General features: G+C 62.0%; 11 protein-coding genes. 6 read left to right on the forward strand and 5 right to left on the reverse strand.

Translation table 11 applies throughout. The features are described from left to right. The first annotated feature begins 7 nt into the window (after window positions 1-7). From VH564_RS07345 to fdhD, 5 genes are all read left to right on the forward strand, one after another. Window positions 8-895, forward strand: a complete 888-nt coding sequence (locus VH564_RS07345; protein ID WP_423339147.1) for a F0F1 ATP synthase subunit gamma — start codon at window positions 8-10, stop codon at window positions 893-895. A gap of 21 nt (window positions 896-916) precedes the next feature. Continuing rightward, window positions 917-2,371, forward strand: a complete 1,455-nt coding sequence (atpD, locus tag VH564_RS07350) for a F0F1 ATP synthase subunit beta (RefSeq protein WP_423339148.1) — start codon at window positions 917-919, stop codon at window positions 2,369-2,371. Between the two features lie 73 nt (window positions 2,372-2,444). Continuing rightward, on the forward strand, window positions 2,445-2,849 hold the full coding sequence (locus VH564_RS07355) for a F0F1 ATP synthase subunit epsilon (protein WP_423339149.1): 405 nt from the start codon (window positions 2,445-2,447) through the stop codon (window positions 2,847-2,849). Between the two features lie 197 nt (window positions 2,850-3,046). Beyond that, window positions 3,047-3,817 (forward strand): SDR family NAD(P)-dependent oxidoreductase, encoded by a 771-nt coding sequence (locus VH564_RS07360; protein WP_423339150.1) that lies wholly within the window; start codon window positions 3,047-3,049, stop codon window positions 3,815-3,817. Between the two features lie 10 nt (window positions 3,818-3,827). Next, on the forward strand, window positions 3,828-4,646 hold the full coding sequence (gene fdhD, locus VH564_RS07365; RefSeq protein WP_423339151.1) for a formate dehydrogenase accessory sulfurtransferase FdhD: 819 nt from the start codon (window positions 3,828-3,830) through the stop codon (window positions 4,644-4,646). Between the two features lie 46 nt (window positions 4,647-4,692). On the opposite strand, the gene VH564_RS07370 is transcribed toward fdhD, so the two are convergent. The 5 genes from VH564_RS07370 to rocF form a co-directional block, all read right to left on the reverse strand. After that, a complete protein-coding gene (locus VH564_RS07370) occupies window positions 4,693-6,465 on the reverse strand; it encodes a methyl-accepting chemotaxis protein (RefSeq protein ID WP_423339152.1) in 1,773 nt (590 codons plus the stop codon). A 316-nt stretch (window positions 6,466-6,781) separates the two neighbouring features. Continuing rightward, window positions 6,782-7,258, reverse strand: coding sequence for a chemotaxis protein CheW (locus VH564_RS07375; RefSeq protein ID WP_423339153.1), 477 nt, complete (start codon window positions 7,256-7,258; stop codon window positions 6,782-6,784). Further along, window positions 7,258-9,048, reverse strand: coding sequence for a methyl-accepting chemotaxis protein (locus tag VH564_RS07380; protein WP_423339154.1), 1,791 nt, complete (start codon window positions 9,046-9,048; stop codon window positions 7,258-7,260). Before VH564_RS07380 ends, VH564_RS07375 begins: the two co-directional genes overlap by 1 nt. Before the next feature lie 326 nt (window positions 9,049-9,374). Beyond that, entirely contained in the window at window positions 9,375-10,574 is a 1,200-nt protein-coding gene (gene rocD, locus VH564_RS07385; RefSeq protein WP_423339155.1) for an ornithine--oxo-acid transaminase, read from the reverse strand. A 19-nt stretch (window positions 10,575-10,593) separates the two neighbouring features. Next, complete coding sequence (gene rocF, locus VH564_RS07390) at window positions 10,594-11,529, reverse strand: arginase (RefSeq protein WP_423339156.1); 936 nt, start codon at window positions 11,527-11,529, stop codon at window positions 10,594-10,596. 126 nt (window positions 11,530-11,655) lie between these two features. On the opposite strand from rocF, the gene VH564_RS07395 reads away from it, so the two are divergent. Then, on the forward strand, window positions 11,656-12,084 hold the full coding sequence (locus VH564_RS07395; protein WP_423339157.1) for an Lrp/AsnC family transcriptional regulator: 429 nt from the start codon (window positions 11,656-11,658) through the stop codon (window positions 12,082-12,084). The last annotated feature ends 11 nt before the right edge of the window (window positions 12,085-12,095 follow it).

The raw sequence follows: 12,095 nt of genomic DNA on the forward strand, positions 1-12,095 counted from the left end.
ATAACGGATGCCTTCACTTAAGGATCTGAAAAACCGGATCGCCTCCGTCAAGGCGACGCAGAAGATCACCAAAGCGATGAAGATGGTCGCAGCGGCGAAGCTTCGGCGTGCGCAGGAGGCGGCCGAAGCGGCCAGGCCTTACTCGCAGCGCATGGGCGCCGTGCTTGCAAACATCACGCAGGCTGTCGGCACCAGTGACGAGGCGCCTGTGCTGATGCGCGGGACCGGTGAGGACAAGGTTCACCTTTTGGTGGTCTGCTCGGCCGAGCGCGGTCTCTGCGGCGGTTTCAACTCGCAGATCGCCCGTTTCGCCCGCGACCATATCCGCAAGCTGCAGGCCCAGGGCAAGACGGTGAAGATCTTTACCGTCGGCAAGAAGGGCTATGACATCCTGCGTCGCGAGTTTGCGCCGCTGATCATCGAGCGCAAGGAAATGCGCGACGTGAAGAAGATCGGCTTCACAAATGCAGACGCCATCGGCAAGCGCATCGTCGAGATGTTCAATGCCGGCGAATTCGATGTCTGCACGCTGTTCTACTCCGAGTTCAAGTCGGTGATCTCGCAGGTTCCGACCGCATTGCAGCTCGTCCCGGCCATCGCGCCGATCACGGCTGCAGGCACGGAAGTGGCGCAGTCGAACGCGATCTACGAATACGAACCCGATGCCGCGTCGATCCTCACGGATCTTGTGCCGCGCAACCTCTCCGTCCAAATTTTCCGCGCGCTCCTCGAGAACGTCGCCGGCGAAATGGGCGCGAAGATGAGCGCGATGGACAACGCGACCCGGAACGCAGGTGAGATGATCAACAAACTGACGCTCAGCTACAACCGCCAGCGTCAGGCGCAGATCACCAAGGAACTCATTGAAATCATTTCGGGCGCGGAAGCGCTCTGAGGTTAGGAAGAGGGTAAGAATATGGCTATGGCAGCTACCCCCGCAGCAGCAACGCCTGCAACCGGTTCGGCCGGCAAGGTCACGCAGATCATCGGACCGGTCGTCGACGTCGTGTTCGACGGCGAACTGCCGAAGATCCTGAATGCGCTGGAAACCATGAACAACGGCAACCGCCTGATTCTGGAAGTCGCGCAGCATCTCGGCGAGAACTCGGTTCGCACCATCGCCATGGACGCGACCGAAGGTCTGGTTCGCGGTCAGGCCGTGACCGACACCGGCAGCCCGATCACCGTGCCAGTTGGCCCGGAAACGCTCGGCCGCATCATGAACGTCATCGGCGAGCCGGTTGACGAAGCTGGCCCGCTGGTCACCGCCACCAAGCGCTCGATCCACCAGGAAGCGCCTGCCTACATCGAACAGTCGACCGACGCACAGATCCTCGTCACCGGCATCAAGGTCGTCGACCTGCTCGCACCTTACGCCAAGGGCGGCAAGATCGGCCTGTTCGGCGGCGCCGGCGTCGGCAAGACGGTTCTGATCATGGAACTGATCAACAACGTCGCCAAGGCGCATGGTGGTTACTCGGTCTTCGCCGGCGTCGGCGAACGGACCCGCGAAGGTAACGACCTTTACCACGAAATGATCGAATCCGGCGTGAACAAGCTGGGCGGCGGCGAAGGCTCGAAGGCAGCCCTCGTTTACGGCCAGATGAACGAACCGCCGGGCGCCCGCGCCCGCGTCGCTCTCACCGGTCTGACGATCGCTGAAGACTTCCGCGACAAGGGCCAGGACGTTCTGTTCTTCGTCGACAACATCTTCCGCTTCACCCAGGCAGGTTCGGAACTGTCGGCTCTGCTCGGCCGTATTCCTTCGGCCGTGGGCTATCAGCCGACGCTCGCCACCGACATGGGCCAGATGCAGGAACGCATCACCACGACGACCAAGGGCTCGATCACCTCGGTACAGGCCATTTACGTCCCCGCCGACGACTTGACCGACCCGGCGCCAGCCACCTCGTTCGCCCATCTGGACGCAACGACCAACCTGTCGCGTTCGATCGCTGAAAAGGGCATCTACCCGGCCGTCGATCCGCTCGACTCCACCTCGCGCATGCTCGACCCGCTGGTTGTCGGCGAAGAGCACTACGAGGTTGCCCGTAAGGTCCAGTCGACGCTGCAGCGCTACAAGGCCCTGCAGGACATCATCGCCATCCTGGGCATGGACGAACTGTCGGAAGACGACAAGCTGTCGGTTGCCCGCGCCCGCAAGATCGAGCGCTTCCTGTCGCAGCCGTTCTTCGTTGCCGAAGTGTTCACCGGCGCGCCCGGCAAGCTGGTTGCGCTTGAAGACACGATCAAGGGCTTCAAGGGCCTCGTCAACGGCGAATACGACCATCTTCCGGAAGCCGCCTTCTACATGGTCGGCACCATCGAAGAAGCGGTCGAAAAGGCCAAGAAGCTGGCTGCTGCCGTCTAAGGCTTGCCAAACCAGTGGCGCCCGGATTGCCGGCGCCACTGCTTTTCCAAAGACAATCGAGAAGTGACGGGCCATGGCTGATTTCAAATTCGAACTGGTGTCTCCCGAGCAGCTGCTGCTGTCCGAAATGGTGACGGCTGTCGTCATTCCGGCGACCGAAGGCGAGATGACCGTCATGGCCAACCATGCGCCGACCATGACGACCATCAAGCCAGGCATCGTCAGCGTCCGCACGGCTGCCGGCGCGAAGAAGGATTATGTGGTGTTCGGCGGCTTTGCCGACATCCTGCCGACCGGCTGCACGCTGCTTGCCGAATCCGCCGTGCCGATCGACGAGCTGCATCGCGACGAGCTGACCCGCCGTATCGAGGCTGCCCAGGCGGAGCTCAACGATGCGACGCATCACGAGCACAAGTCGAAGCTCGAGCACTTCATCATGGAACTGACGCATCTGCGCGGCAACGTCATCCGCGATTGAGCGCGGCACATTGAATGACCATGGAAAGCGGCTTCGGCCGCTTTTTTCATGGGCGGGAGCAGGAGGCTCGGATGTCCGACCCCAGCCGCTCGCACGTGTGTGATGGTCACTGATGGCCGCCTTTCTTCCGCTGGCCGGCATCCTGTGCTAGAGCGGCGGCAGGGCGGGGTGGAGCCGCCAATCTGTGGAGGGTTTCGATGTTTCAATCCAATCTGTTTGCCGGTCGCACGGTGGTCATCACCGGGGCCGGACGCGGTATCGGGCTCGAGGTGGCGCGCCAGTTTCTGGCATGTGGCGCCCGCGTTCTCGCCCATGTTGGTCGGTCTGCGGATCGCGAACTGCCGGCGTTTCTCACCCAGGCCGAAAACGAAGGCCGCGCGGCGCTGTTTACGGCGGATTTCGGCGATGGCAAGGGGACGGCCGGTTTCGTTGCCGCCGTTGCCGAACAGGTCGCAACGGTCGACGTGCTCATCAACAATGCCGGGACGATGTTCGGGCGCTATCCCGCCGCAACACTGACGGACGAGCAGTATAATGCCGTTGTGCAGTTGAACCAGACGGCGGTCGTTGAAGTTACGCGGGGCCTGCTGCCGTTGATGCGGGCCGCCGGCACGGCTGCTATCGTCAACACCGTGTCGATCTCGGCCTTGACCGGCGGGAGCCCCGGATCGTCGATCTATTCGTCCTCCAAGGCCTTCGTCTCCACCTATTCCAAGGCACTGGCGCGCGAGCTGGCGCCCGATGGCATCCGGGTCAACTGCGTGTCGCCGGGAACGATCAGCACCGATTTCCACGAGCGCTATTCCTCCGCCGAAAAGCTGGAAGCAACGCGGCGGACAATTCCGCTTCAGCGGCTAGGCACGCCGGAGGATTGTGCTCCGACCTATCTGTTCCTCTCGGCACCCGCCCTATCTGGATACATTACGGGCCAGGTCATCGAGGTGAATGGCGGACAGTTGATTTGCTGAGGCTTGGCCTATGACCGATTTCAAGACCACCGCTCGGGTGACACGGACCGCGCGTCGCGACGGAGCGGTGGCGGTGGGAGAGCGGTGCGTGCCGGAAGAGGTGCCCGTCGCCTTCTCCTATGGCGGCTCTTCGCATGCGGTGATGATGGCGACCCCGGCCGATCTGGAGGATTTCGCGGTCGGCTTCAGTCTCACGGAGGGCATAATCGGCAACGCCAGCGAGATCGCGTCCATCGAGGCGGTGGAGGATGTGCAGGGAATCGACATGCAGATCACCCTGGTCGATGCCGTGGCGGATGCGCTGAGGACCCGCAAGCGGCATATGGCGGGGCCGGTCGGCTGCGGGCTCTGCGGTATCGAATCGATCGAGCAGGCGGTGCGCCAGGTGCCGGATGTCTCGAAGATCGCCCTGACGCTTTCGATGGCTGATGTCGTCGGAGCGATCGCGCTGCTCAATGACGCGCAGCCGCTGCATCGGGAAACGCGGGCCGTGCACGGGGCGGGGTTTTATCGTCCGGGGATCGGGCTGCTGGCGGTGCGGGAGGATGTGGGGCGCCACAATGCGCTCGATAAGCTTTGTGGGGCGGTTGTCAGGGCAGCACAACCTCCGGCGGAAGGAGCGGTCGTCGTCACCAGCCGGCTTTCGGTCGAAATGGTGCAGAAGGCTGCCATTCTCGGCAGTGCGGTGCTGATCGCCATATCCGCGCCGACGGCTCTGGCCATCCGCACGGCGGAGGCGGCCGGCATGACCCTGATCGCGTTGGTGCGGGGCGACGATTTCGAGGTCTTCACCCACCCGCACCGTATCGCCGGCCTAGAGGCGGTTTGATACCTGGGTGCGGAGCGGAGACGCCTGACCCAGGCAGGTCAGACGCTCAGAACTCCTCCCAGTTCGCGTTGGCAGGCGCGGCCGAGCCCTGGGCCCTCGCAACCCGCGCGACCAGCTGTCGGGCCGGGGAAGGGGAGGGCCGAGACCGCGAGGTGGCGATAGCCGGCGCGGAAAACTGTTCACCGCCGGTCTTGAATTTGGTGAGGAGAATCCGCAGTTCCTCCGCTTCCTGCGCCAGGCTGTGGCTGGCTGCGGTATTCTCCTCGACCATGGCGGCGTTCTTCTGCGTTGCCTGATCCATGACGTTCACGGCCTGGCTGATTTCCTGAAGGCCGGTTGCCTGCTCCCTTGATGCTTCGACAATGGCATTGACATTGCTGCTGATGTCGGCGACCTGCCCGACAATCTCGTGAAGCGCTTTGCCGGTCTGATCGACGAGGTCGACGCCGTTCTTCACCAGCTCGCTCGAGGTATTGATCAGTGTCTTGATCTGCTTGGCTGCGGTGGCAGAGCGTTGCGCCAGTTCGCGAACCTCCTGCGCAACCACCGCAAAGCCTTTGCCGGCTTCGCCGGCGCGGGCTGCCTCGATACCGGCGTTCAGCGCCAGAAGATTGGTCTGGAAGGCTATGTCGTCGATGACGCCGATAATCTTGCCGATCTCGCGCGATGACTGTTCGATCTCGTCCATCGCGACAATGGCGTTGCGCACCACGATGCCGGATTGTTCGGCGCCTAGCCTTGTCTTTTCGACCACCCGTCCTGCCTCATTCGCCCGCTTGCTGGAGTTGCTGACGTTGGTGGTCATCTCCTCAAGGGCGGCTGCCGTTTCCTCAAGCGAGGATGCCTGTTGCTCCGTGCGCTTGGCGAGTTCGCCGGTGGCTATGCCGATCTCCTGCGCGCTGTGAGCAATGGTGCTGGAGTTGCCGCCGATGGTCTTCAAGGCGCCTGACAGCTTGTCCAGTGCGTCGTTGAAATCATGACGCAGCTTTTCCATCGAGGGGACGAAGGGCGTAGGCAGCGTCTGGGTCAGGTCGCGTTGCGCCAACGCCTTCATGCTGTCGCCGAGCTTGGCAATGGCGCTCATGCGGGTTGTCACGTCGGTTGCGTATTTGACGACCTTGCTGACCTTGCCGTTGGCATCCAGAATCGGATTGTAGGCTGCCTGGATCCAGACCTCGCGGCCGTCCTTTCCATAACGAACGAATTCGTTGGCAATGAATTCGCCGGCGGCGAGCCTGCGCCATAGTTCCTTATAGTCTTCCGTGCGCACATAGCTCGGTTCGCAGAACATGCTGTGGTGCTTGCCGACGATCTCGCCCGGGGCATAGCCGAAAGCCGCACAGAAATTGTCGTTGGCGCTGAGGACCTCGCCTGTTGGCGTCAACTCGATGACGGCCTGGGAGCGTGAGATTGCGGCGAGTTTGCCGGCATCCTCGATGGCTGCCGTCTTGGCGGCCGTGATATCGGAGGCGATTTTGACGATCTTATAGGGCTTTCCGCCCTTCGTGACCGGATTGTAGCTTGCCTGGATCCAGACATCCTGGCCGCTCTTGCCGATCCGCTTGTAGACGGCGGAATCGAACTCGCCGCGGCCGAGGCGCAGCCAGAAGTCCCGATAGGCCTGGGTCGCCACATAGTCGGGATCGCAGAACAGGCTGTGATGCTTGCCGACGATTTCGCTTTCCTGATAGCCGAGCGCCTTGCAGAAGTTGTCGTTTGCCCGCAGGATCTTGCCGGTCAGGTCGAACTCGATCATCGCCTGGGATTTGGACATCGCAACAAGGATGTAGTGGGCATCCGATTTCAGGCTAAAGCTCATAAGCGTCCCCTCCTGCGCGCCGGTCGAGCCAGCGCGGCTGTCACCCAAAGTCAGGGGAGTCGACAATACGAACAAAGGGTGTGCGGCTCAGGAAGAACCTGTGACAACCAGTCCGATGACGATGCTACCCGCAGCTCCCGTCGCTGCAGATGACATTATGTTACCGACTTCATTAAGTAATCGTATATGCTAAATAAGCGATATGAACTTTGTTGCTACTTGACGGTGCGCGGACTGGGGTGCGCGGCCTGGTTGGAAGAGACAAAAAAACCGCCCCAGGCTGGAGCGGTTTGTTGTCGCCAACGATGGCTTGAAATCAGGCGGCGAGATCTTCGCCGTCTTGCTCCTTGAACATCTTTGCCAGGTTCAGGAAGCAGATCATTCCGTTTTCCGAGGCAATGATGCCCTCGCAGAACGCCCGGTCGAAGGAGGCGGTGACTTCCGGAACCGGCTGCACCTGATTCGAGCCGATGGTGAGAATGTCGGAAACGCGGTCGACCAGCATGCCGATAACCATGTTATGGACCTCGGCGACGACGATGGCGCTACGCTCGTTGGCAATGGTGCTGCTCATGCCGAGCTTGTAGGCAAGGTCGATGATCGGAATGACCGAGCCGCGCAGGTTCATGACGCCGATGACGTCCGCCGGCGAATGGGGGATGGGCGTCGATGGCGCCCAGCCGCGAATCTCGCGGATGGTGGTGGTCTTGACGCAGAACTCCTGATCATGAAGCCTGAAGGCAATGATCTCAAGCATGTCGCCGCTGAAGCTGGTGGTGGTGATCGTTGCCATCAGAATTCTTCCCAATTTTCATGTGCAAGAGCAACGGCAGCCCCGCCGCGACCAGCGCGGACAGCCTTGGCCCTTGGAGCCGGAGCCACCTGTGCCGCGTGCCGGGCATCAGGTCGCCTTTGTTGAATATTAGCGGAAGAAGGTTTCTCAAATCTAAATTGCGTCAGCAACTCGCGCAGGCTGTCGGCCTCGTCGGCCAGGCTATTGCTGGCCGCCGTGGTTTCCTCGACCATAGCGGCATTCTGCTGGGTGTTCTGGTCCATCGAGTTGACGGCAGTGTTGATTTCCTTCAGGCCCGTTGCCTGTTCCCGAGCTGCCACGACAATGGCGGCAACGTTGGTGTCGATCTCGCCCACCTGGCCGACGATCGTCTGCAATGCGCGACCGGTCTGGTCGACCAGCGCGACGCCGTTTTTGACCTGGGTGGCGGAGGTGGTGATCAGCGTCTTGATTTCCTTTGCCGCCTTGGCAGAGCGCTGCGCCAGTTCGCGCACCTCCTGGGCAACGACAGCGAAGCCCTTGCCGGCCTCACCGGCGCGGGCGGCCTCGACGCCGGCATTCAGCGCCAGAAGGTTGGTCTGGAAGGCAATGTCGTCGATGACGCTGATGATGTTGCTGATTTCGCGCGATGACTTGTCGATCTCCCCCATCGCCTCGACGGCGTTGCGAACCACAGATCCCGATAGTTCGGCGCCGCCGCGTGTCTGAGCCACAAGATTGGATGCCTCTTCGGCCCGGCGGGCGCTATCGGCGACGGTCTGGGTAATTTCTTCAAGCGCTGCTGCCGTCTCTTCCACGGCTGCCGCCTGTTGTTCGGTGCGCCTGGAAAGTTCATCGGAAGCGATGCGAACTTGGCCGGCCCCGGCGGCGATGCCGTTGGCGTTCTCGGCCACGAGGCGCATGGCAGATCCGAGCTTCTCGAGCGAGTGATTGAAATCGACGCGGACCGCTTCAAGCGTCGGCATGAATGGTTTGTCGATGCGCGACATCAGGTCGCCGTTCGACAGCGCAGTCAGGCCCGAGGCAAGCTCACTTACCGCGCGGACACGCTCGGTCACGTCGGTGGCGAACTTGACGACCTTGAAGACCTTGCCGCTCATATCGCGGATCGGGTTGTAGGAGGCCTGGATCCAGACGATCTTGCCACCCTTTCCGACGCGCATGAATTCCTCGGCAACGAACTCGCCGCCAGCCAGCTTTTCCCAGAAGGCCTTGTAGGCCGGCGTGGCGATATAGGCCGGGTCGCAGAATATCCGATGATGGCGGCCACGGATCTCGTCGAGGCTATAGCCGAGCAGCGACAGGAAGTTTTCGTTGGCCGTCAGCACCTCGCCGGCGGGCGTGAATTCAATCACGGCCTGGACACGGGAGACGGCTTCGATCTTGCCCTGGGCATCGGCGGCAGCGAGCTTTGCGCTCGTCACGTCGCTGGCGAACTTGACGACCTTGTAGGGTTTGCCATGCGACAGGATCGGATTGTAGCTCGCCTGCAGCCAGACCTCGCGGCCACCCTTGGCGAGGCGCTTGTATTCGCCAGCGTTGAATTTGCCGGCGCCAAGATTTGCCCAGAACTCGCGGTAGGTAGGTGACGCGACATAGTCCGGTTCGCAGAACATGCTGTGATGCTTGCCGACGATCTCGGTGAGCTTGTAGCCGAGCGCATCGCAGAAATTGGCATTGGCCGTGATGACCTTTCCCGTCAGATCGAATTCGATCACCGCCTGCGAGTTCATCAAGGCTGCGTTAATCGCCTTCGCGTCAGTTCCAAATCCAATCGACATCAAGGACATATTATTCTCCCGCTGTTGCAACGTCGTCAAACCCCAAGGCGAATAACGATGCGAACAGAAGGGAGATGTGTCAGAGACACTCTCTACCAGATATTTCCGTCTCAACGGGCGCTTTGTTCGGCGACTTGCATGCTTAATGATTTTTTTACATGCCGATACTTCGGCTGGCAGTCACATCATGCTCGAGAAGTTATCCCGCTGCCCAGTTAGACTGTATAATCCTACAGTTATTAAGAAAATCCTTAACAACGCCCACCCCCCTCGAGTTTTAGGGGGTTTAATTTAATCATTTGTCTGGTTCTGAATGCACCCCCCCGGCGTACCCGTTAGGCGAGAACGCGGGCTATTCTTTCCAGGGCCCAATCGACCTGATCGGCGGTGATGACCAGCGGCGGTGCCAGGCGAATGGTGTGGCCGTGGGTGTCCTTGGCAAGGATACCGAGCGCCCTGAGCGCGTCGCAATAGGCCCGCGCGCCGCCGGCTTCAGGTTCCAATTCTACTGCCATCATCAAGCCGCGGCCGCGCACCTCCCGGACGATGTTGGAGCGGATCGTGCGCAGGCCCTTGAGGAAGCGGTCGCCCATGACAGCGGCGTTCTCTATCATGCCCTCTTCCGTTAGCGCCTTGAGCGCAGCCCGGGCGACCGCACAGGCCAGCGGGTTGCCGCCAAAGGTCGAGCCGTGCTGGCCAGGCTTCAGGACGCCAAGCACCTCCGAATTGGAGAGCACGGCCGACACGGGATAAAACCCGCCCGACAGCGCCTTGCCGATCAGCGTCACGTCGGCCTCGATGCCCTCATGTTCCTCGGCCAGCAATCTGCCGGTGCGCCCAAGGCCGGTCTGGATCTCGTCGAGGATCAGCGTGACGTTGTGCGCGGTGCAGAGCTCGCGGACGCGGGTGAAATAGCCTGCCGGCGGGATGATGACGCCGGCCTCGCCCTGGATCGGCTCGATCAGAACGGCGACGGTGTTTTCGGTGATGGCGGCGGCCAGCGCATCGGCATCGCCGAACGGGACGGTGACGAAGCCGGGGGCATAGGGACCGAAGCCGTTGCGGGCATCCGGATCGGTCGAGAAGCTGATGATGCCGAGCGTGCGGCCGTGGAAATTCTCCGAGCAGACGATGATTTCCGCGCGGTTCTCGGGGACCCCCTTGACCTCGTAGCCCCATTTGCGGACGGCCTTGACGGCCGTCTCGACAGCCTCGGCGCCGGAATTCATCGGCAATATCTTGTGCGAGCCGGTCAGCGCCGCCAGCTCCTCATAGAGATAGGCCAGCTGGTCGTTGCGGAAGGCGCGCGAGGTCAGCGTCAGCTTGGCCGCCTGCTCGGTCATGGCGGCCAGAATCTTCGGGTGGCAGTGGCCCTGGTTGACGGCGGAATAGGCCGAGAGGCAATCGAGGTAGCGATTGCCGTCGGTGTCCCAGACATAGACCCCTTCACCCCGCGCCAGCACGACGTCGAGCGGCTTGTAGTTGTGGGCGCCAAGCCGCTGCTCGGTGGCGATGAGATTGGCGGACAGGGTCACGGATATTCCTCCTCTGGCGTTATGCGGCGCGGGTCGGGCGGTCGAAGATGCGGCGGCCGAACAGGCTGGCCGTCAGCTCGACGAGAACGCGGGCGCTCTTGCCGCGATCATCGAGAAAGGGGTTGAGTTCGACGAGGTCGAGCGACGAGACGAGGCCGCTGTCAGACAGCATTTCCATCACCAGATGCGCCTCGCGGTAAGTGGCGCCACCCGGAACCGTGGTGCCGACGCCCGGCGCCACATCGGGATCGAGGAAATCGACGTCGAAGCTGACATGCAGCAGGCCATTGGCGTTGGCGACCGTCGCCAGGATGTTGCTGATGATCGCAGCAACCCCCTGTTCGTCGATGGCGCGCATGTCGAAGACGTTGACGCCGTGCTCATGGATCTCGTCGCGCTCATGCGGGTCAACCGAGCGTATGCCGACCTGGTAGACATTGCGCGGGTCGACGAAAGGACGATTGGCCGGCAAGATGTCGGCGAACTCGGCCTCGCCGCAGAAGAAGGCGACGGGCATGCCGTGGATATTGCCTGACGGCGAGGTCTCGGGCGAATTGAAATCGGCATGGGCATCGAGCCACAACACGAACAGCGGCCGGCCGACGGCGGCCGCATGGCGGGCCATGCCGGACACGCTGCCCATCGACAGGGCATGGTCGCCGCCGAGGATCAGCGGGAAACCGCCGGCTGCGGCGACGTCGTGGACGCGCGCTTCCAGATCGCGGGTGAAGGCGCCGACGATCTTCAGATGATGGGCTTTTGGATGATCCGGCAGATCGGCGGCGGGCGCTGGGTGCAGGTCGCCGCTGTCGACGACCGAATGGCCGAGATCCGTCAGCATCCTGTCGATGCCGGCGATCCTGAGCGCCGTCGGACCCATGGCGGCGCCGCGGCGGCCGGAGCCTTCTTCGAGGGGTACGCCAATCAGCGTCACGGCGGTCGGGTTGGTGTTCATGAAGCGGCTCCGGAATTTGCATCGGCAGTATGGCCTGCGGCGATGACAGCAAAAAGGTGGAAAAGTGTCGGTTTAGGCGTATGATTGAACAAGTTGAGAAGTATGACATAGCAAAGTGACAGGACCATGGATGATCTGGACCGGGATCTACTGAGTGCACTCCGGCATAACTCGCGCACCTCCGTCTCCTCGCTGGCGGCGGCCACCGGTGCATCCCGCGCGACTGTCGCTGCCCGCATCGACCGGCTTGTCGAAAACGGCACCATCACCGGCTTTACCATCCGCACCGGCCACGAGGGGCGAGCCGCCGGCGTCCGGGCCATCGTTATGATCGAAGTGTTGGGCCGGCTCGCCGACCGGGTGGCGGATCAACTGCGCGGACTGCCGCAGGTGAGGGCGCTGCATAGCACCAACGGCAAATGGGACTTCATCGCGGAGCTGGAGAGCCATGATCTTGTCGGCTTTGACGAGACGCTGCGCCGCATCCGGCTGATCGACGGTATCAACACGACGGAATCGAATATCCTGCTGAAGACCAGCAAGACCGGGTTCTAACCCTTAGCACG

It is taken from the genome of Rhizobium sp. HT1-10, assembly GCF_049472505.1.
Taxonomy (GTDB): Bacteria; Pseudomonadota; Alphaproteobacteria; order Rhizobiales; family Rhizobiaceae; genus Rhizobium.